The sequence below is a fragment of the Pseudomonas sp. MWU16-30323 genome, from assembly GCF_020515595.1.
GTDB lineage: Bacteria > Pseudomonadota > Gammaproteobacteria > Pseudomonadales > Pseudomonadaceae > Aquipseudomonas > Aquipseudomonas yamanorum.
The window spans coordinates 1-20667 of sequence record NZ_JAIWYM010000015.1 but is presented as its reverse complement, the minus strand read 5'-3'; the positions used below and the strand labels follow the sequence as shown (position 1 = coordinate 20667).

Genomic DNA, 20667 nt, shown 5'->3' with positions numbered 1-20667 from the left:
ATAATGAAGTCGCCTCTACGTTTTGCCCTGAACCGCATGGTCGCCCCCAGCCTTTCCCTGCCGGATTTTATCCAGCTGGTGGTGACCCTGAAATGCGACGCCATCGAGATCCGCAACGACCTCAAGGGCATCGAAATTGAAGACGGCACCCCCGCCAGCCGCGTGCGCGAATTGTGCGCAGTGCATGGCATCACCGTGCTGTCGATCAACGCGCTGTACCCCTTTGATGTGTGGAATGACGAGCGCCGCGCCCAGGCGATCAAGTTGGCGGCCTATGCCCGCGAAAGCGGTGCGCAGGCGTTGGTGATGTGCCCGTTGAACGACCGCGCCGACCCGCGCAACGAAGCCCAGCGCGCAGCCGGTTTGCGTACGGCCTTGAGTGAACTGGCGCCGATCCTGCGGGAATACGGGATTCTCGGTTTTGTCGAACCCCTGGGGTTTGAAGAGTGCTCCCTGCGCCGCAAGCGCGTGGCAGTGGATGCGATCAAGGCCATCGGCGGGCTGGATGTGTTCCGCGTGGTGCACGACACCTTCCACCACCACCTGGCCAGCGAACATGAGTTCTTTCCCGAGCTGACCGGGCTGGTGCACATCTCCGGTGTGGAAGACGCCGACGCGCCGCTGAACACGATCCGCGACGGTCACCGCGTGCTGGTGGGCGAGGGCGATATCCTCGGCAATGCCGCGCAGATCGACACGCTGCTCAGCACCGGCTACAGCGGTTACTTGTCGTTCGAACCGTTCGCCGCAAGCGTGCACGGCCTGGCAGATATCAAGCAGGCGTTGGGGGCGAGTATCGCCCACCTGCAGAAACGATAAGGGGCACTCCATGACCACAACCCGATTGACCATGGCCCAGGCCCTGGTGAAATTTCTGGATAACCAGTACATCGAAGTCGACGGTGTGCAAAGCAAGTTTGTCGCCGGCATCTTCACGATTTTCGGCCACGGCAATGTGCTGGGCCTCGGCCAGGCCCTGGAACAGGACAGCGGCGACCTGATGGTGCACCAGGGCCGCAACGAGCAAGGCATGGCCCACGCGGCGATCGGTTTTGCCAAGCAGCACTTGCGCCGCAAGATCTACGCCTGCAGCTCTTCGGTGGGCCCGGGCGCGGCGAATATGTTGACCGCCGCAGCGACCGCGACCGCCAACCGGATTCCGCTGCTGCTGTTGCCCGGTGATGTGTACGCCAGTCGCCAGCCCGATCCTGTGCTGCAACAGATCGAGCAGTTCCACGACTTGAGCATCAGCACCAACGACGCGTTTCGTGCCGTCAGCAAATACTGGGACCGCATCAATCGCCCGGAACAGCTGATGACGGCGGCGATCCACGCCATGCGCGTGCTCACCGACCCTTCGGAAACCGGCGCCGTGACCCTGGCCCTGCCGCAGGATGTACAGGGCGAAGCCTGGGATTACCCGGATTACTTCCTGCAAAAACGCGTGCACCGGATCGACCGGCGCCCGGCGACCGAAGCGATGCTGAGGGATGCCGTGGCGGCGTTCAAGGGCAAGCGCAAACCGTTGATCGTGTGTGGGGGCGGGGTCAAATACTCCGGCGCGAATGCCGCGCTGCAAGCCTTTGCCGAGCGCTTCGACATTCCGTTCGCGGAAACCCAGGCGGGCAAGAGTGCGGTGGTTTCAAGCCATCCGCTGAACCTCGGCGGCCTGGGTGAAACCGGCTGCCTGGCGGCGAACCTGCTGGCGCCGGAAGCCGACCTGATCATCGGCATCGGCACGCGCTATACCGATTTCACCACCTCGTCGAAGTCGCTGTTCAAGCATCCCGAGGTGCAGTTTCTCAACCTGAACATCAGCCCCTGCGACGCACTGAAACTCGATGGCGTGCAGTTGCTGGCGGATGCCAAGGTCGGTCTGGAAGCCTTGGCTGAGGCCTTGTGCGACTACCGCTCCAGCTGGGGCGATCAACCACGGGATGCCAAGGCGCAGTTGGACGTCGAGGTCGATCGCATCTACCAGGCTGAATACCAGACTGAACACTTCGTCCCGGAAATCAACGACCACATGGACCCGGCGGTGCTGCGCGAATTCATCGAATTGACCGGTTCCTGCCTGACCCAAAGCCGCGTACTTGGTGTGCTCAACGACACCCTGGCCGACGACGCGATCATCGTCGCCGCCGCCGGCAGCCTGCCGGGTGACTTGCAACGCAGCTGGCGCAGCAAGGGCGTGAACACCTACCACGTCGAATACGGTTATTCGTGCATGGGTTACGAGGTCAACGCCGCATTGGGCGTGAAGCTGGCCGAGCCCGAACGTGAGGTCTACGCACTGGTGGGTGACGGCTCCTACATGATGCTGCACTCGGAGTTGGTCACCTCGATTCAAGAGCGGCGCAAGATCAACGTGGTGCTGCTGGATAACATGACCTTTGGTTGCATCAACAACCTGCAAATGAACAACGGCATGGACAGCTTCTGCACCGAGTTCCGCTTCCGCAATCCCGAGACCGGCAACCTCGACGGCGGTTTTGTGCCGGTGGACTTCGCCATGAGCGCGGCGGCCTATGGCTGCAAGACCTACAAGGTCAACACCGTTGAACAACTGCAGGCTGCGCTGGCTGATGCACGCACACACACCGTGTCGACGCTGATCGATATCAAGGTGCTGCCCAAGACCATGATTCACGGGTACCTGTCCTGGTGGCGGGTGGGTGTGGCGCAGGTGTCCACCAGTGAGCGCACCAACGCGGTGGCCAAACAACTCAATGAACGCCTGGCCAAGGCCCGGCAGTACTAATAACAAGAGGAGTGTTTTCATGTCTTTGAAGTTGGGTGTTATCGGTACTGGCGCCATCGGCCAGGATCACATTCGTCGTTGCAGCCAGACCTTGCTCAACAGCCAGGTGGTGGCCGTGACCGACATCAACCTTGAGCAGGCTGCCAAGGTCGTCTCGGACCTGAAACTCACCGCCGAGGTCTACCCGGACGGCCACGCGCTGATCAACTCGCCGCAAGTCGAAGCGGTGCTCGTAACCTCCTGGGGCCCGAGCCACGAAGAATTTGTGTTGGCGGCGATTGCGGCTGGCAAACCCGTGTTCTGTGAGAAGCCGCTGGCGGTGACTGCCGAAGGCTGCCGCAAGATCGTCGAGGCCGAAGTGGCCCACGGCAAGCGCCTGGTGCAGGTGGGTTTCATGCGCCCGTATGACCAAGGCTATCGCGCCTTGAAAGCCGTGATCGACAGCGGCCAGATCGGTGAACCCCTGATGTTGCACTGCGCGCACCGCAACCCGAGGGTGGGTGAGAACTACAAGACCGACATGGCGATCACCGACACCCTGATCCACGAGCTGGATGTGTTGCGCTGGTTGCTGGCCGATGACTATGTGTCGGTGCAAGTGGTGTTCCCGCGTAAATCGAGCAAGGCGCTGGCGCACTTGCGTGACCCGCAGATCGTGCTGCTGGAAACCGCCAAGGGCACGCGCATCGATGTGGAAGTGTTTGTGAACTGCCAGTACGGCTACGACATTCAGTGCGAAGTGGTGGGGGAGACCGGTATTGCGAAATTGCCGGAGCCGTCCCAGGTGCAGATGCGCAGCGAGGCCAAGCTGTCGAATGCAATCCTGATGGATTGGAAAGACCGATTTATCGCGGCGTATGACGTCGAGTTGCAAGCGTTTATCGATGGCGTAAGGGCCGGGCAGGTCGGCGGGCCGTCGGCGTGGGACGGTTTTGCAGCGGCGGTGGCGGCGGATGCGTGCATTGAGGCGCAGAACAGTGGGCAGATTGTGAAAGTGGGGCTGCCAGAGCGTCCACGTTTTTACGGCTGACACCTATTCCACTGGAGGAACCCGACCAGTGTGGGAGCTGGCTTGCCTGCGATGACGGCGGCACATTCAACAAGACTGTCGCCTGATACACCGCTATCGCAGGCAAGCCAGCTCCCACATTTGATCGGGTTCCAACATCAGATTTGGGAGCGTTTCTAACATGCGCATCGCATTAGACCCCTACATGTACCGCCACCTGCCCCTCGGCCAAATGGTCGACAAGGCCGCCGAGCTCGGCTACCAGCACATCGAACTCTCGCCCCGGGAAGACTTCCTGCCGTTCTACAAGGCCCCCCGGGTCGACCGGGCGCGCATCAAGGAGTTTCGCAAGGCCCTGAGCGACGCCGGCGTGCAGCTCTCGTCCCTATTGCCCATGTACCACTGGGCCGCCGCCGACGAAGGCCTGCGGGTTGCCGCCGTACGCAACTGGAAGCGCGCGATCCAGATCGCCGTGGAAATGGACTGCGAGCGGGTCAACACCGAATTCACCGGCCAGTCCGACAACCCGCTGGTGTGCGAAAACCAGTTTATGCGCTCCATGGACGAGCTGATGCCGGAGTTCGAGCGCGAAGGCGTGAAGCTGGATATCCAGGCGCACCCGTACGACTTCTGCGAGCGCAACAACGAGTCGGTGGACATCATTCGCGGCCTCGACCGCGACTGGATCAACTACCTCTACGCCGCGCCCCACACCTTCTTCTATGACGACGGCAAGGGCGATATCGCCTCGATGCTCAAGTACGCAGGCGCCAAGCTCAGCCACTTGATTATCGCCGACACCTACAACCACCGGGCGTCCTCCAACCTGCGCTACATCGTCAACCCGCCGGGCGTCACGGCCACCGTGCATCAGCACCTGGACATCGGCCAGGGCGAGGTCAACTGGGAGGCGTTTTTCGGCACCCTGCGGGAAATCAAGTTCGACGGCATCGCCACGGTGTCGGTGTTTGCCTGGGAAGACCGGCCGGATGAGTCCAACCGGATGATGCTGGAGCGGGTCACCCGAGAGCTGTGTTCTTAGACCGTTGTGGCTTGCCCTGTGGCGAGGGAGCTTGCTCCCGCTGGGGTGCGAAGCGCCCCCAAAAGCTTGCGACTGCTACGCAGTCGAGCGGGAGCAAGCTCCCTCGCCACCATTAACCAAGGAGTATTTGTATGCGGATCGGACTGGTTGGATACGGCAAAGGCGGCCGTGTATTTCATGCACCCCTGATAGCCAGCCTGCCGGGGGCGACCTTTGTCGGCGTGGTGACGCGGTCACCCGAACGTCGCCAGCAACTGGCAACGGATCACCCCGGTGTGAAGGCCTTCGACAGTATCGGGCAGATCACCGAGGCCGGCGTCGACGTGCTGGTGATCTCCACTACCCTCAAGGGCCGTCCGGCCCTGGTGCTGGAGGCCATTGAACACGGTGTGGCCGTGGTCAGCGACAAACCCTTCGCCAGCAACGCCGAACAGGCCCAGGCCTTGATTACCGCCGCCGAACGCCAGGGTGTGCTGCTCAGCGTCTACCAGAACCGGCGCTGGGACTCGGATTTCCTGACCCTGCGCAAGCTGATCGATGCCGGCGCCCTGGGCACCGTCACCCGCTTTGAATCCCGGGTGGAGCGCTACAACCCGGACTCCGTGGGCAATGCCAGCGGCGGCGGTTTCCTGCGGGACTTGGGCAGCCATCTGGTGGACCAGGCCATGCAGCTGTTTGGCCCGGTAGACCGGGTATTCGCCCAGTTGTACTACACCGCCGATGAGCCCAACGTGGATCACGGCTTCTTTGTATCGCTGACCCACGCCAACGGGGTGATTTCGCACCTGTGGGGCAGCGCCCTGCAAAACAGCCAGGCCCCGCGTTTTCGGGTAAATGGCACCGCCGGTTGTTACACCGTCGAAGGGCTGGACGGTCAGGAAGACGCGCTGCTGGCCGGCAAGACCCCGAAAACCGAAGGCGAGCACTGGGGCGCCGAAGAGCACCGACGCTGGGGCTGGTTCGAGCAAGGTCCGGATCGTGAGCGGGTACCGTCGGAAAAGGGCCGCTGGAATCAGTTCTACAGTCAGTTGCAAAACGCCGTGCACGGTCATGGCGAGTTGCCGGTGAATGTCCAGGATGCGCTGGCAACCACCCGCGTACTGGACGCGGCACGCCTCAGTTCCGAACGTCAGCAGGTGGTGGAAATGGCGGAGGTGGAGCCGCACAGATGAAAAATAGAATAAAATTCTAAAACAGGTTGATATGGAAATTATTTTCCAATAAAGTCATTCCAGGTTGCATAAAGTACGTTCGGACTCGATTCGGGCGACTCGACAAAAACAAGATCAAAACAACCAGGTACCGTCAGATGAAAATCTTCAACGCTGTACTGCGAGTTTTACGTCCTGCCCTCAAGCCTCGCGGTCTGCCCCGCGCCCGGCCGTTTTACTTTTCCCTCCTGAATGTCCTGTGCGTCGAAAGCAAGGGTTCCCTGGTGTGCTGCATTCCGGGGGCGCCGATCGTTCGACTGCCGACCGCTTCGCTCTGAAAAACGCAACGTCCACAAAACCAACAAGAAATTGGAGACAGACCGTTCATGAAGACCCCGATCCGTTTTACCGCGCTGGCCCTGTCCATGATGCTCGCCAGTGGTTTCGCCACGGCGGCCGATATCAAGGTGGGCGTGAGCATGTCGGCGTTCGATGACACCTTCCTGACTTACCTGCGTGAGGACATGGACAAGCAAGCCAAGTCCTACCCCAAGGGTGACGGCGTGCAGCTGCAGTTCGAAGACGCCCGCGCCGATGTGGTCAAGCAACTGAGCCAGGTCGAGAGCTTCATCAGCCAGAAAGTCGATGCCATCATCGTCAATCCGGTCGATACCGCATCGACCAAGAACATTATCACCGAAGCTACCAAGGCGGGGATTCCGCTGGTGTTCGTCAACCGGCGTCCCGACCAGAAAGAATTACCCAAGGGCGTGGTGGCGGTGACCTCCGATGACGTCGAGGCGGGTCGCCTGCAAATGCAGTACATCGCCGAAAAGCTCGGCGGCAAGGGCAAGATCGTGATCCTGCTGGGTGACCTGGCAAACAACTCCACCACCAACCGCACCAAGGGGGTGAAGGAAGTCCTGGCCAAATACCCAGGCATCACCATCGAGCAGGAACAGACCGGGATCTGGCTGCGTGACAAGGGCATGACCCTGGTCAACGACTGGCTGACCCAAGGCCGTGAATTCAACGCGGTGCTGGCCAACAACGACGAGATGGCCATCGGTGCGTCCATGGCGTTGAAGTCGGCGGGCACCAAGCCGGGCACCGTGTTGATCGCCGGGGTGGATGGCACACCGGACGGTTTGAACGCGATTACCAAGGGCGACATGGCCGCGTCGGCGTTCCAGGACGCCAATGGCCAGGCCGTGGGTTCGGTGGAAGCGGCGCGCAAGATGGCCAGGCACGAGCCGGTGGAGCAGAACGTGGTGATCCCGTTCAAGCTGATCACCCCGGACAACGTCAAAGACTTCAAGTAGCCCTTAATAACAACAATAAACCGGCAGGGCAGCCACGGCGGCCCTGCTGACGGAGTACCCGATATGTTTGCTCAAGCGACTGCTTCGCAAGCCCCGCTGCCGGGCCCTCAGCCCGACGGGCTGATCGAGCCCTACCTGCTGGAGATTTCCAATATCAGCAAAGGCTTTCCCGGCGTCGTGGCCCTGGCCGATGTGCAGCTGCGGGTGCGCCCCGGCTCGGTGCTGGCGCTGATGGGCGAGAACGGTGCGGGCAAGTCGACGCTGATGAAGATCATCGCTGGCATCTATCAGCCTGACGCCGGTGAAATCCGCTTGCGTGGCAAGCCGATCAAATTCGAAACGCCGTTGGCAGCGCAGAAGGCCGGGATCGCAATGATCCACCAGGAACTCAACCTGATGCCCCACATGAGCATCGCCGAGAACATCTGGATCGGCCGCGAACAGCTCAATGGCCTGCACATGGTCAACCATCGGGAAATGCACCGCTGCACCGCCGAATTGCTGGCGCGGTTGCGGATCAACCTCGACCCGGAGGAACACGTCGGCAACCTGAGCATCGCCGAGCGGCAGATGGTCGAGATTGCCAAGGCAGTGTCCTATGACTCCGACATCCTGATCATGGATGAACCGACCTCCGCCATTACCGACAAGGAAGTGGCCCACCTGTTTTCGATCATTGCCGACCTCAAGTCCCAGGGCAAAGGCATCATCTACATCACCCATAAAATGAACGAAGTGTTCGCCATCGCCGATGAAGTGGCGGTGTTCCGCGATGGCGCCTATATCGGCCTGCAGCGGGCCGACAGCATGGACAGCGACAGCCTGATCTCGATGATGGTGGGGCGTGAGCTGAGCCAGCTGTTCCCGGTGCGGGACAAGCCCATCGGCGATCTGCTGCTGTCGGTGCGCGACCTGCGCCTGGACGGGGTGTTCCAGGGCGTGTCGTTTGACCTGCACGCCGGGGAGATTCTCGGCATCGCCGGGCTGATGGGCTCCGGGCGGACCAACGTGGCGGAAACCATTTTTGGCATCACCCCAAGCTCCGGCGGCGAGATCCAGCTGGACGGCAAGACCGTGCGCATCACCGACCCGCACATGGCCATCGAGAAGGGCTTCGCGCTGCTGACCGAAGACCGCAAGCTCAGCGGCCTGTTCCCCTGCCTGTCGGTGCTGGAAAACATGGAGATGGCCGTGCTGCCGCATTACTCCGGCAACGGCTTTATCCAGCAAAAAGCCCTGCGTGCCCTGTGCGAAGACATGTGCACCAAGCTGCGGGTGAAAACCCCGTCGCTGGAACAGTGCATCGACACCTTGTCCGGTGGCAACCAGCAAAAAGCCCTGTTGGCCCGCTGGCTGATGACCAACCCACGGCTGCTGATCCTCGACGAACCCACCCGCGGTATCGACGTGGGCGCCAAGGCCGAGATCTACCGGCTGATTTCCTACCTGGCCAGCGAAGGCATGGCCGTGATCATGATTTCCTCGGAGCTGCCCGAAGTGCTGGGCATGAGCGACCGGGTGATGGTGATGCACGAAGGCGACCTGATGGGCACCCTGGACCGCGCCGACGCGACCCAGGAAAAAGTCATGCAACTGGCTTCCGGTATGACGGCGGTCCACTAACGAACAGACGGCGCCGGCCCGTTGTGGCCGGCGCAACGCGATAAAAAAGGTGAGTGGTTATGAACGCGATACTGGAAAGCAAACCCGAGGAAAAGAAGCCCGCCGCGGCGCCGGTCAAGCACCGTCGACGCATGCCCACCGAGCTGAGCATCCTGCTGGTGCTGATAGGCATCGGCCTGGTGTTTGAGTTGTTCGGCTGGATCGTGCGCGACCAGAGCTTCCTGATGAACTCCCAGCGCCTGGTGTTGATGATCCTGCAAGTGTCGATCATCGGCCTGCTGGCGATTGGCGTGACCCAGGTGATCATCACCACGGGTATTGATTTGTCGTCGGGCTCGGTGCTGGCCTTGTCGGCGATGATCGCCGCCAGTCTGGCGCAGACTTCCGACTTTTCCCGTGCGGTGTTTCCGTCCCTGACGGACCTGCCGGTGTGGATACCGGTGGCGATGGGGCTGGGCGTGGGGTTGCTGGCGGGGGCCATCAACGGCAGCATTATTGCGGTCACCGGGATTCCACCGTTTATTGCGACCCTCGGCATGATGGTCTCGGCCCGTGGCCTGGCGCGTTACTACACCGAAGGCCAGCCGGTGAGCATGCTCTCGGACTCCTACACGGCCATCGGCCACGGCGCGATGCCGGTGGTGATCTTCCTGGTGGTGGCGGTGATCTTCCATATCGCCCTGCGCTACACCAAGTACGGCAAATACACCTACGCCATCGGCGGCAACATGCAGGCGGCGCGGACCTCGGGCATCAACGTCAAGCGCCACCTGATCATCGTCTACAGCATCGCTGGCTTGCTGGCCGGCCTGGCCGGTGTAGTCGCCTCGGCACGGGCAGCCACCGGGCAGGCGGGCATGGGCATGTCCTATGAGCTGGACGCGATTGCCGCCGCGGTGATCGGCGGCACCAGCCTGGCGGGCGGGGTAGGGCGCATCACCGGCACCGTGATCGGCGCGCTGATCCTCGGGGTGATGGCCAGCGGGTTTACCTTCGTCGGCGTGGATGCCTACATCCAGGACATCATCAAGGGCCTGATCATCGTAGTGGCGGTGGTAATCGACCAGTATCGCAACAAGCGCAAACTCAAGCGCTGACGCGGTCCTGAGGTTTACACAGATCAAAATGTGGGAGCTGGCTTGCCTGCGATAGCATCAACTCGGTCAATCTGTCAGATCGAGTCGCCTGCATCGCGGGCAAGCCCGGCTCCCACATAGGCGTTTTGCCACCAACGTTTAACCGTTTGTCTTCTATATAGCTCCACAACACTGAATTTCTTGCTATAAACGCACTCCGATGACCGTTCGCCGAGCCCGTCCTGGTGCCTTTGCGGGTTATCTTGGAAAAAATGCCTGTCATTTCAGTTGCTGAGCCCTCAAGTCGGCCTTAGACTGCCGCCCCTCGTAAATTGAGTGCCGGGTGGCGCTTGAAATGGACGGCGCCTTTCCGAGACCTGCAGAGGTCGGCCGGAACGCTCCCTTATTCGCCTTAATGCACGTATTTTTTATAGAGAAATCAATGACAAAGGAAAAGTTGCTGGCCATGCCGGCGGATGACTACATGAATGCCGAGCAGCACGCTTTTTTCGAGAAGTTGTTGCAAGACATGAAAGTGGAACACCACGAGCGCATCGAGCAGAACCGCATCGCCATTGAAAGCCTGGACACCCCGGCTGACCCGGCTGATGCCGCGTCTGTCGAAGAAGAGCGCACCTGGCTGGTGAATGCCATCGACCGCGACCAGCGCATGCTGCCGCAACTTGAGCAGGCCCTGGGCCGTATCAAGGAAGACTCCTTCGGCTGGTGCGATGACAGCGGCGAGCCTATCGGCCTCAAGCGCCTGCTGATCAGCCCGACCACCAAGTACTGCATCGAAGCGCAAGAGCGCCACGAGCAAATCGACAAGCACCAGCGTCAAGCCTGATGCGGTGAACTGCTGGAGCCGGGTTACCCGGTTCCCAGCAGAAAACAGCGGGTTCCCCCCCGTTTATTGATCTGCTGCAAGCCCCCCACTAAAGGCCCATGGATAATGGCTACGTAGTGGCGTCTAATGCAGTCACAATAACGACAAGCAGCGGGGTAACGAACATGGCTGGAGACGGATCTCTCATGGGCGCAGCAGTGTCACCTCCTCCGGTGGCGCGACAGTTGCCCGGCTGGTTGACGCCGCTCCTGCAAAGTACCGCCCTGGTGCTATTGCTGCTGGGCCTGGCGTTCGCCCAACTGTCGATTTACCTGTGCCTGCCGGTAGCGCTGCTACTGATCTGGCTACCCCGCCTGACACATCGCACCCCCAGCGCCACACTTTCCGAAGCCACCGATGCGATCGGCGAGCTGACCCGCGACCTGTCCTACACCACCAGCCATAACGCATTGTCTGCTGCCGGTGTGGCCTATTCGGTCAAGCAACTGGCGGCCAGGCTGCAATCACAATTAGGCGCGGCGCAGCAGATCGTCAGCAGTGCCGAAGTGATGATCGGCACCGAGAAAGTCACCTCGGCGCTGAGCCGCCAGGCCCTCGGCGCTGCCAGCCAGGCTCATCAACGCAGTACCGAAGGGCGTGAGGTGCTGGCGCAATCCATCACCCGCATGCACCAACTCAGCCAGCGCGCCAACGACAGTCGCCAATTGATCGAGGCCTTGAGCCAGCGCAGCGAAGAAATCCAGCGTGTCACCCTGGTGATTCAGTCGATTGCCAGCCAGACCAACCTGTTGGCCTTGAACGCGGCGATTGAAGCCGCGCGGGCCGGTGAGCATGGTCGTGGGTTTGCGGTCGTCGCCGACGAAGTGCGTGGCCTGGCCGGGCGAACCGCCACGGCGACCGATGAAGTCGGGGTGATGGTGGCGGATATCCAGCAGCGCACCGCCCAGGTGGTGGAGCAGATCCGGCAATTGTCGGCGGATTTGCAATCCGGCGTAGAGCAGGTAGAGCACGCCGGGGAGCAACTGGACAGCATTGCCACCCTGGCGGCGAACGTGGAGGGCCAGGTCAACGAGATCGCCCAAGGCACGGACACTAACCGCGACCAACTCGACAACCTGTTCCATGCGGTGGAGCAGATGCGCAGCGACTTGACCGTCAGCGACCAGCAAACCCAAGAGTTGGCCGCTGCCGCCGTACAAATGGAAGGGCAGGCCGAAACCATCAGCGAGCGTCTCGCCGAGGTCGGCCTGGACGACTATCACCAGCGTATCTATGACCTGGCCCGCGAAGGGGCGAGCCGGATCGCCGCGCAGTTTGAAGCGGACGTCCTGCAAAACCGCATCAGCCTCGATGACCTGTTCGACCGCAACTACACCCCCATTCCCAATACTCAACCCAGCAAGTACCACACGCGCTTTGATGGCTACACCGACCAGGTCCTGCCGGCGATCCAGGAAGCCTTGCTGCCTCGGCATGAAGGACTGGTGTTCGCGATTGCCTGCACGCCACAAGGTTATGTGCCGACCCACAACAAGGTGTTTTCTCAAACGTTGACCGGCGATGCCCAGGTGGACGCGGTACAGAACCGCACCAAGCGCAAGTTTGAAGACCGCACCGGGATCCGCTGCGGCAGCCACCAGCAGGCGGTGTTGTTGCAGACCTACACCCGCGATACGGGTGAGTTGATGCACGACTTGTCGGTGCCGATCACGGTCAATGGCCGGCATTGGGGCGGCTTGCGCCTGGGCTATAAACCCGAGGGGCGCTGACTCAGCGAGGCGATTGTTGCAGGTTATGCAAGGGAGCTATTCCGGGGATAGCTTTTTCCAACTGGAGGAAAACCGTAGCATGGCGAACATTGTTAGCCAGCTAACTAATTCTCTGGAGGCGTTCCATGCAAACCAAAGTCGATGTGGCTGTGATGATTGGCAGTGGCGTACCGCCCACCCTGCGTGCGTTGGGGCAGAAGGCCTGTTGGGTGGTGTTGCTTAACGGAGAGCAGCGCGGCACGGCGTTCGCCAGCCGCGATGAAGCCGAAGAGTGCAGGGCTGCCTGGGAGGCGCTGTTGCACCTGGAGCAGTCAGACAGCCTGCATTGAAAGGTCAGCGTGGCTGGTGCAGGCGCTGGTTCAACTCATCCACCGCCATTGCCCAAACGGCGTCTTCACGCAGTTCATCTTTAAGAAATTGGGCTTGTTGCGGTGACCAGAAATCCGCGTCAATCAGCTTTACGTCATTGGGCAGGGTGTGTTCGCCGATAAAGGCGTCAATCGCCTCTGGGGACGATTCCAGTCCAAGTTGTTCAAACAGGTCTTCGAGGGTGTAAGTCGGCGCTTCCATATCGTTCTCCATGCGGGCTGATCATCGTATGCATGGGAGGGTTGTGGCGGAGCAGAGTTCGATCGGATTTTCGCGCCGGGTAATCAGGAGGTCAGTGCGCCTGAATCGACGGCGGCCTTAAGGGCTTTGGCGGCATCCTTGGCCGCCGTCTGGGCAGCGTCTACGGTTTTGAACCAGCGGTCCTTTTCTACCTGGTGGGTCGTCACGGTGGTCAGGGGAGCCTTGGCCCGCATCACAATCACGGCCTGGAACTCACCGTCTACTTCCCTGGCTTCGCCATGGATGAAAAATTCGCCAATATCAAATTCCGTCACGTATAGCCTTCCCTTGGAGGTGATTGCGCTGATGAAACCTGAACCGCAAGGGGACAAATCTCAATGGACGGACCAGTATGGCAGTTGTTACGCGCTGGCGGCGCAGTAAAGTCAACCAGATGACGAAACGACAGCGCCGCGCCTCAGCCGTGTGGCGCTTGCAGGATCGCTTCCAGCTGTCGGGCCAGTTCGCATGCCTGGCTATGGCCGCTGCGAAAGCCTTTGATCCGTCCACTGGGCACTTCGAGGATATGGAAGAAGTTTCTCCCCGCGGGTACTACCCGATAGAGAACCGAATGCAGGCAACTGTCGTGGGTGTATAGGGAGTAGAATGGCCCGTCATCCATAAAAGATGATCCCGTGTTCGAAGGTGTGGCAATCGGTTGAGGTCGTTGCATAATCAGCTCCTGTCGATCGACATTGCGTACCCGCTTGCAGTATTTCGAGTGGTTTTAACCCGTGTTGCTGTTTTAGTATTGTCGTCAGCGTCCGGCGTCCGGTTCCATCCAAAGCATTAGTTTCTGTGTTGGATGTCGGAAACTGCATTTTTTAAAGGGTTATTGTCTGAAGTGGGTCGGCCAGTATTCTCTGGTCGTTAAACCTGTGATTTCCTGCAACGTCTGGCGACCTGCGTAAGGTGCGTCGGGCACGCCTGTACTAGTCTCATGGCCTGGCAGCGTGATCTTCTTCAGTTTTTTTCAGTGAATGTGTTGTGTGATCGTGCCGTTTCGGCCGTTTTTTTTGTGCTGCCCGCTTGGGCGGACAGCACCCTTTTGATGTGGGGGCGTTTCCTTGGCAGTCAGTAATCTGGATATGCACGCGTTATTCGTGCTGGGTGATTTGCGCGCAAAGTTGGTCAAGCAGTTTCAATCCCGTTTCGTCTACATCACTGAGCAGACGCCTGAAGGTATCTACATCGCCGAGATCGATACCGAATCGGCGCTGGTGGTGGACGACAAGCCGCGCCTGGAACTCAAGGTCGGTGATCATTTCCGGGCCGCCGTATTGCCCAGTCGCGAAGGCGGCAAGTTCGAGTTGAAGTTTCGCGATATCAAGTTGACGGTGTATGGCCTGGGCGATTACGCCTTTGTGTCCTCGGCCGAAGGCCAGGGCATTGTGTTTAAGGAGGGCCACAGCGTGATGCTGGTGTTTGCCGCCAATGAGCAATTGGTAGAAGGCCTGACCAAGACCCTGAAGGCCGTCACCGGCAAGGCCGCCAAATGGCGCAAGGGTGAACTCGTGACCTTCAAGGCCAGCGAGTAATGAGCCAGGGTAGGGCGCAGTTCCACGAGCAGCACCTGCTCGATGCGCAAGCCAGGGCGGCTCACATGTTTGCCCGCAAGTCCGAGTTGCAGGGCGCCTGGTTGAACTGGGTCGCCGGCCAGTTGTATGAACTCAAGCCCGCCGAATTCGCCAGCATGGTGCGCCGTGAGTTGCAGCGGCTGAACAATCCGCCGTAAAAGCATGCGACATGCCATGTTTGCCGGAACCTCTACTACAGTTGAGTTGACTTAAGTATTCAGAGGCTTCGCGGTGTAACAGCAAAGCCATTCGCTATTGCTGTAGGCATGAGGTGCAAAGCATGAAAGGAATTCGAGCGCTGTTGGCGGCCTCGCTGACGACCCTGAGTCTGTCAGCGGCGTCGCTGCCCGTATCGGCCGCCCAGGCGCCGATTCATTTTGCAGACCTGAACTGGGAAAGCGGCAGCCTGATCACCGAGGTGCTGCGGGTGATTGTCGAAAAGGGTTATGACCTGCCCACCGACACCTTGCCCGGCACCACCATCACCCTGGAAACCGCCCTGGCGAAAAACGACATCCAGGTGATCGGCGAAGAATGGGCCGGCCGCAGCCCGGTGTGGGTCAAGGCCGAGGCCGAAGGCAAAGTGGTGGGCCTTGGGGATATCGTCAAGGGCGCCACCGAGGGCTGGTGGGTGCCGGAGTACGTGGTCAAGGGCGACCCGGCCAAAGGCATCAAGCCCCTGGCGCCGGACCTGCGCAGCGTGAAGGACCTGGCGCGCTACAAGGACGTGTTCAAGGACCCCGAAGCGCCGAGCAAGGGCCGTTTCCTCAACAGCCCGATTGGCTGGACCTCGGAAGTGGTCAACAAACAAAAGCTCAAGGCCTATGGGCTGGATGACAGCTACGTGAATTTCCGCAGTGGCTCGGGTGCTGCGCTGGACGCCGAGATTGCCTCGTCGATCCGCCGGGGCAAACCGGTGCTGTTCTACTACTGGTCACCTACGCCGCTGATGGGGCGCTACAAACTGATCCAGCTGGAAGAGCCGCCATTTGATGCCGAAGCGTGGAAGACGCTGACAGATGCGGACAATCCCGATCCAAAACCCACCCGTTCCCTGGCTTCCAAGCTGAGTATTGGTGTGTCCACACCGTTCCAGAAAGAGCATCCGCAGATTGCCGAGTTCTTTGCCAAGGTCGACTTTCCGATCGAACCGTTGAACAAGGCGCTGGCCGAGATGAGCGAGAAGCACAGCCAGCCACGCGAAGTCGCCCAGGCGTTCCTCAAGGATCATCCGGAAGTCTGGAAGGCGTGGCTGACTGAGGATGTGGCGCAGAAGGTGGAAAGCAGCCTGAAGTAACACGCCAACAGACCTGACTGGCACCGATCAAATGTGGGAGCCGGCTTGCCTGCGATGCCGGCACCTCGGTTTAACTGACAGACCGAGTTGCTGGCATCGCGGGCAAGCCCGGCTCCCACATGGGTCATGTTCTGGCTTTAGAATCTGGTCTGCACCGCCAGCTCAAACGTCCTCGGCGACCCGAGGTAATACGCCGGCGACACATGAGCAAACTCGGCATATACCTCATTGGTCAGGTTGCGCACCCGGCCCGTCACGCAGGTGTGCTGATCCACCTTGTAGGTCAAAAACGTACCGAACAAGGTATACGCCGGCACCGTCAGGGTGTTGGCATTGTCGGCATACACTGACGCCACATACCGTGCGTCCACGCCCCCTTGCCAATCCTCCGCAAAGTCATAAGTCAGCCACACATTGCCCACCTGCCTGGGCACATTGGTCGGCGTATTGCCCTTGCGCGACACCACGGCGCCGCTGGCGGTTTTCTCGTTGAAGTCCTCGTACTCGGCATCGACCCAGGCGTAGTTGCCCTCCAGCAATAGCTTGGGCGTGACCCGCAACGAACTGGCCAGCTCGATACCCTTGGACCTCTGCGCGCCCACCGGAATGCTGTTGGTCGGGTCCTGCGGGTCGGTGACGGCGAAGTCCTTGCGCTCGATCCTGTAGGCCGCGACGGTGGCCGAACCGCGACCGTCCAGGTAGTCGAACTTGCTGCCCACCTCCCACTGCTTGCCGGTGGACACGTCGAACACCTGGGTGGTGCTGCTCGGCTGTTCGGCGGCGGTGCTGTATTGCACGTAGACATTGGCTTGTGGAATGAACTGATACGTCAGGCCGATGCGCCCGGTCACTGGCTCCCAGCTGCGCTTGACGTGCCGGGGATTGCTGGCGGTGATGTCCCGGTGGTTGGTGACCTCAAGGTCAATCGCGTCGTAGCGCAGCCCAGTGAGCAGCGACAGTTTGTCGGTCAGGCCCAGGCGGTTTTCGACGAACAACGCCTTGGTGGTGACGGCGTTGGTCTTGTCCGGGTCGAAGCCGGGCTTGGTGCCGGGAAGGTCATAGAAATGCCCCGGATCGTAGTGGTTCGGGTCCACCGTATTTTTGGCGGATACATTCAACGGGTTGTTGGTGGTGCTGTTGACCTTGTACTCAAAGCCGCCCGACCAGGTCGTGCTCAAGCCGAAGAACGTGTCGTCATGGCGCAGCTCGAACTGGTTGCCGTTCTGCTCACCCTGATGTCGCACTTGATAAGCTGTGGAGCGATTCACCGCGCTGTTATCGGCGTTGTACTGGTAGGTTTCCAGGTTGCGATAGTCGCGCTGGCTGTCGAGGTGATAGAGGGTGTTTTTCAGGGTGGTGCTGTCGTTGATCCGGTAGTCGATGATCGAGCGCACCCAGATCGTGCGTTGCTCATAACGGCCGTCGGCCACGTTGTAGTTGTTGAAGCGGTTGTGCTTGTCGATCTTCAACTCGCCGGACTTCGGGTTGAGCACCGGCGTGCCCCAGTAGGGGCTGTCTTCGTGTTCGTCCTGGTATTCCAGGGCCAGGGTGTGGGACAGGTTCGGGGTGAAGTCACTCAGCAGGGAAAACGCCACGCTCCAGGCATCGCGCTGTTGGCGATCGATATAGGTGTGGTTGGTGTTGCGGCTCACGTCCAGGCGCGCGTAATGCTGGACCTCGGCGCCCGGCTCGGTCAGGGCGTGGTTCAGGCCGAAGGCCATCCCGGCGGTGTCGTAGCTGCCATACGTCAGTTGTCCTTCGGCGGCCTGTTCCTCACGGGTGGCCAGCTTGGTCACGTAGTTCAGCGACCCACCGACGGAACCGGCACCGTTGATCAGCGAGGAGGGGCCACCGACCAATTCGACCCGGTCATAAATCCACGCATCCACCGGGCGAGCCAGGCCGCCGGACACCGCAACGCCATTGAACATCTGGGTAATCTGGCTGCTGGTAAAACCCCGATAAGAGATAAAACCGCCAAACCCCGGCGGCGCGCTGGCGTTGACCCCGGGCAGGGTATTGGCCGCGTCCTGAAACGTCTTGGCGCCTCGGCGCTCGATGTCATTGCGATTGGCAATGCTGATGGACGCCGGGGTTTCCCGCACGCTCAGTCCCAGCCGCGAGGCCATGCCACTGGACTGATCCAGGGCCAGGCCGGGCTCGCCGGTTTGCTCGCCATCAATGGTGGTCGGTGCCAGCTCAATCGCCCAGGTGCTGACAGGCAGGCAGCCGAACAGGCCCGCCAAAAGGGGTAAATGTTTCATGGTTGAATCCTGAAAAACATGGCTTGAAAACAACCCACAGCCGTCCGCACTCCCGAGGGAGGCAGTTGCATGGGCAAATCCGAAAAGCGCAGGTATCAGGCGAAGACGGGCGGGGCGCGCGGATTAGCCGCAGGCCAGGTGAAGCGGGCAGGGATGTCAGCGCTGGCGACGACGGCCGGCGGTGGCGCATGGGGTTGCGGCAGCACCGCCACATTGAGGCTGGAGTTGAGCGCCGGGCCCATGCCGCCGGTGGAGCACAGCGGGCAACCGAAAGCTTTCGAGAGCGTGGGCAGGGATTCGTCGGTGGACTTGTATGGCGCCGGCGCCTGGGTGCGCGGGTCCACCGTACAGAACTGGCCGCCGATGCCGTTGAGCTGCATCCCGACCATTTGCCCGTGGCCGATGCTGCAGGCGAACACATTGAACAGGACGCAGCAGTAGAGCATCCAGGCAATGAGCGAGCGGTCGGTACGGGCGAGTTTCATGGGGCGGCACTTTATCATCAGCCGCCGACGAATTGCCTGCAAAAAATCTCAAGAGGGCTATCCTCTCTCGGACTTTTCCAAGGATATCCAGCCATGAGCTTTTTAGTCGCGCGATGGATTGTCGGGGTTTTTGGCTTTATCAGCTTGGTGCATTTGTACTGGGCGGCCGGAGGCAAATTGGGTGTGACGGCGGCTATTCCGCAGCTGCCGGGTGAATTCGCCAGCGGGCCGCGACCGGCGTTCAAGCCGTCGGCACTTGGGACGCTGCTGGTGGGCGTGGGGTTGGTGGCGATTGCGGTGTTGGTGTGTCTGCGGGCCGGGCTGTATTTCGAGCCGGTGTCCAACCATGCGCTGCAGTGGGGGATTAGTGCAGTAGCACTGGTGATGTTTGCCCGGGCGATTGGGGATTCGGAGCTGGTGGGGTTTTTCAAGAAGGTCGGCGGGTCGCGGTTTGCGCGGCTGGATACGTTTTTTTACTCGCCGCTGTGTCTGGTGTTGGGGGCGGGGTTGTTGGTGGTGGCGTGGAATTGAGGGGGAGTGTTTACCGCGAAGATGATTGATATGTCTGAACTGCTTGATTTGGCCGGTCTCTGCATCAGTGAGTCGATTGCGTATAAATGGGGGTTTACGGATTCGGCGCACTTTAGTCGCTCGTTCAAGAAGCAGTTTGAAGTGTCGCCGAAGGATTTTCGGGCTGGGCGGTTGCAGCAGGTGGGGTGAAGTTTTTGGGAGTCGGACAGTACGAGGGAGGAGGGGAGTACTTTATGAAAGTCAATCCCCTTTGCTGTTAGCCACGTTAACGGTTTCTGATTACCTCAATCCTTTTTCGTGGCTTCTGCCTGATACCGGGTCAAACATTCAAGTAGAATTCTCATAAATTGTCGCTGGTCGGAAATTTCGTCATCGAAGTATGTATCAAATAGGTAGAAGACGGAGTCGAAAGTTTCGTCAGTTTTTAAAAAGTGCTCAAGTGTATCTATGTGCCACTGCCTTTCATCGACCTTGTATGAAAAAAACACTGGCTTTGTTAATTTGTCAAAAAGCTCCGAAAGCTCTTTGTCGTTATTGACATTTTTCGAGACGATGAAGGCCTCTCGTTCTATGTCATTCGTATTCTCGATGCAATAGGTGAATAGCAAATTTCTGGTGATTTGTAGGTCCGGTAAAAGCTTCATTTAAAATCCGTATAGGCGGTAATGGGTTGTCCATGTTGGTCCAGTATTACCCTTGCTTTTGTCTGTTTTCCATACTCGAGGCCGTCTTTTTTGTATCCCTCGCCAATTGTTTTTTTCATGTCCATAGGCTTGCTGGACATCGATATGTTAGTCAGTTTGAATATAAGTTGTGCGCGGTAAATCGCATTTAGTTGGTCTCTATGGCTAATAAAGTGAGTTGCAGCGCTAGGTGGCTTTGGTTGTCCCTTCTTCGATCCCTTGATGTATCTCTCAACCTCTCCAGTAGTAGGATTTCTAGCCGTCATTACCCTTTCGAGTTGAGAAGCCAGCGTAGTCTGTGCTCCATGCTTTTCCAGAAAATGCGCTCCCGGCGTTGCTTGTTCAAGTTCATAAAGGCGGCGGTAAGCGTTCGCTTCCCCAAGCTCATCAATTCGAGCGCGTCGTTCGGCCGGTGTCAGACGAGGTAAAGCAGGCTGGGCTTCATTGACCGTAGCTTTTCCGGCCGGATCTCCAACCCCGATATCCGGTTTACAACCGTTTGCTCCGGGACAAGTACTTAACCCCAACGGATCTACCCACCCCGTCGGGTTGGGCACGTACTGGTATCCGTTCAGCCCGCCCGCCAGTTTCACCGGATCGGGCGTCAGATAGCGGCCAATA

Annotated in this window: 22 protein-coding genes and 1 pseudogene; 17 read left to right on the top strand and 6 right to left on the bottom strand. The window is 59.8% G+C overall.

Going from position 1 to position 20667, the window contains the following annotated elements; all coding sequences use genetic code 11:
* Positions 1-3: 3 nt before the first annotated feature.
* From LIY45_RS18150 to LIY45_RS18095, 12 genes are all read left to right on the top strand, one after another.
* Positions 4-819 carry a TIM barrel protein gene (locus tag LIY45_RS18150; RefSeq protein WP_226477114.1) on the top strand — a complete coding sequence of 272 codons (816 nt, stop codon included), beginning with the start codon at positions 4-6 and terminating at the stop codon, positions 817-819.
* Between the two features lie 10 nt (positions 820-829).
* Positions 830-2761: a 3D-(3,5/4)-trihydroxycyclohexane-1,2-dione acylhydrolase (decyclizing) gene (iolD, locus tag LIY45_RS18145; protein WP_226477113.1), complete on the top strand. Its 1932-nt coding sequence runs from the start codon at positions 830-832 to the stop codon at positions 2759-2761.
* A 19-nt stretch (positions 2762-2780) separates the two neighbouring features.
* Complete coding sequence (locus LIY45_RS18140) at positions 2781-3791, top strand: Gfo/Idh/MocA family oxidoreductase (RefSeq protein ID WP_226477112.1); 1011 nt, start codon at positions 2781-2783, stop codon at positions 3789-3791.
* 160 nt (positions 3792-3951) lie between these two features.
* Positions 3952-4812, top strand: coding sequence for a sugar phosphate isomerase/epimerase (locus tag LIY45_RS18135; protein ID WP_226477111.1), 861 nt, complete (start codon positions 3952-3954; stop codon positions 4810-4812).
* Positions 4813-4943: 131 nt separating this feature from the next.
* A complete protein-coding gene (locus LIY45_RS18130; RefSeq protein ID WP_226477110.1) occupies positions 4944-5984 on the top strand; it encodes a Gfo/Idh/MocA family oxidoreductase in 1041 nt (346 codons plus the stop codon).
* A 137-nt stretch (positions 5985-6121) separates the two neighbouring features.
* Complete coding sequence (locus LIY45_RS18125) at positions 6122-6301, top strand: hypothetical protein (protein WP_076016225.1); 180 nt, start codon at positions 6122-6124, stop codon at positions 6299-6301.
* A gap of 48 nt (positions 6302-6349) precedes the next feature.
* On the top strand, positions 6350-7285 hold the full coding sequence (locus LIY45_RS18120) for a sugar ABC transporter substrate-binding protein (RefSeq protein WP_017479903.1): 936 nt from the start codon (positions 6350-6352) through the stop codon (positions 7283-7285).
* A gap of 63 nt (positions 7286-7348) precedes the next feature.
* On the top strand, positions 7349-8908 hold the full coding sequence (locus LIY45_RS18115; protein ID WP_017479904.1) for a sugar ABC transporter ATP-binding protein: 1560 nt from the start codon (positions 7349-7351) through the stop codon (positions 8906-8908).
* Between the two features lie 59 nt (positions 8909-8967).
* Positions 8968-10005, top strand: a complete 1038-nt coding sequence (locus LIY45_RS18110; RefSeq protein ID WP_003214704.1) for an ABC transporter permease — start codon at positions 8968-8970, stop codon at positions 10003-10005.
* Positions 10006-10426: 421 nt separating this feature from the next.
* The gene (locus LIY45_RS18105) at positions 10427-10831 is read left to right on the top strand and encodes a TraR/DksA C4-type zinc finger protein (protein ID WP_003214706.1); all 405 of its coding nucleotides are present in this window, start codon (positions 10427-10429) and stop codon (positions 10829-10831) included.
* 185 nt (positions 10832-11016) lie between these two features.
* Complete coding sequence (locus LIY45_RS18100) at positions 11017-12600, top strand: methyl-accepting chemotaxis protein (RefSeq protein ID WP_226477109.1); 1584 nt, start codon at positions 11017-11019, stop codon at positions 12598-12600.
* Between the two features lie 125 nt (positions 12601-12725).
* On the top strand, positions 12726-12929 hold the full coding sequence (locus tag LIY45_RS18095; RefSeq protein WP_003214710.1) for a hypothetical protein: 204 nt from the start codon (positions 12726-12728) through the stop codon (positions 12927-12929).
* A 4-nt stretch (positions 12930-12933) separates the two neighbouring features.
* Here the strand turns inward: LIY45_RS18095 and LIY45_RS18090 are convergent, their stop codons facing one another.
* The 3 genes from LIY45_RS18090 to LIY45_RS18080 form a co-directional block, all read right to left on the bottom strand.
* The gene (locus tag LIY45_RS18090) at positions 12934-13170 is read right to left on the bottom strand and encodes a DUF2789 domain-containing protein (RefSeq protein ID WP_226477108.1); all 237 of its coding nucleotides are present in this window, start codon (positions 13168-13170) and stop codon (positions 12934-12936) included.
* Positions 13171-13253: 83 nt separating this feature from the next.
* A complete protein-coding gene (locus tag LIY45_RS18085; protein ID WP_226477107.1) occupies positions 13254-13484 on the bottom strand; it encodes a hypothetical protein in 231 nt (76 codons plus the stop codon).
* Positions 13485-13627: 143 nt separating this feature from the next.
* Positions 13628-13831 carry a hypothetical protein gene (locus LIY45_RS18080; RefSeq protein WP_226477106.1) on the bottom strand — a complete coding sequence of 68 codons (204 nt, stop codon included), beginning with the start codon at positions 13829-13831 and terminating at the stop codon, positions 13628-13630.
* 466 nt (positions 13832-14297) lie between these two features.
* Here LIY45_RS18080 and LIY45_RS18075 point away from each other — a divergent pair, with 466 nt between their 5' ends.
* The 3 genes from LIY45_RS18075 (at position 14298) to LIY45_RS18065 (ending at position 16083) form a co-directional block, all read left to right on the top strand.
* The gene (locus LIY45_RS18075) at positions 14298-14747 is read left to right on the top strand and encodes a hypothetical protein (RefSeq protein WP_226477105.1); all 450 of its coding nucleotides are present in this window, start codon (positions 14298-14300) and stop codon (positions 14745-14747) included.
* Complete coding sequence (locus tag LIY45_RS18070; protein WP_226477104.1) at positions 14747-14944, top strand: hypothetical protein; 198 nt, start codon at positions 14747-14749, stop codon at positions 14942-14944. The genes LIY45_RS18075 and LIY45_RS18070 overlap by 1 nt, the downstream gene beginning before the upstream one ends.
* 122 nt (positions 14945-15066) lie before the next feature.
* Complete coding sequence (locus LIY45_RS18065) at positions 15067-16083, top strand: ABC transporter substrate-binding protein (RefSeq protein ID WP_226477103.1); 1017 nt, start codon at positions 15067-15069, stop codon at positions 16081-16083.
* Between the two features lie 137 nt (positions 16084-16220).
* Here the strand turns inward: LIY45_RS18065 and LIY45_RS18060 are convergent, their stop codons facing one another.
* Both LIY45_RS18060 and LIY45_RS18055 read right to left on the bottom strand, forming a co-directional pair.
* Positions 16221-18347 carry a TonB-dependent receptor gene (locus tag LIY45_RS18060; protein WP_226477102.1) on the bottom strand — a complete coding sequence of 709 codons (2127 nt, stop codon included), beginning with the start codon at positions 18345-18347 and terminating at the stop codon, positions 16221-16223.
* A 95-nt stretch (positions 18348-18442) separates the two neighbouring features.
* Positions 18443-18832, bottom strand: coding sequence for a DUF2946 domain-containing protein (locus LIY45_RS18055; protein ID WP_226477101.1), 390 nt, complete (start codon positions 18830-18832; stop codon positions 18443-18445).
* A 93-nt stretch (positions 18833-18925) separates the two neighbouring features.
* Between LIY45_RS18055 and LIY45_RS18050 the strand changes: the two genes are divergently transcribed.
* Positions 18926-19363: a DUF3995 domain-containing protein gene (locus tag LIY45_RS18050; RefSeq protein WP_226477100.1), complete on the top strand. Its 438-nt coding sequence runs from the start codon at positions 18926-18928 to the stop codon at positions 19361-19363.
* 63 nt (positions 19364-19426) lie between these two features.
* Positions 19427-19552: pseudogene (locus LIY45_RS18045) on the top strand (helix-turn-helix domain-containing protein); the annotation flags it as partial.
* A 451-nt stretch (positions 19553-20003) separates the two neighbouring features.
* Here the strand turns inward: LIY45_RS18045 and LIY45_RS18035 are convergent.
* Positions 20004-20667 (bottom strand): RHS repeat-associated core domain-containing protein (locus tag LIY45_RS18035; RefSeq protein WP_275948713.1); only part of this gene is annotated, 664 nt, incomplete at its 5' end.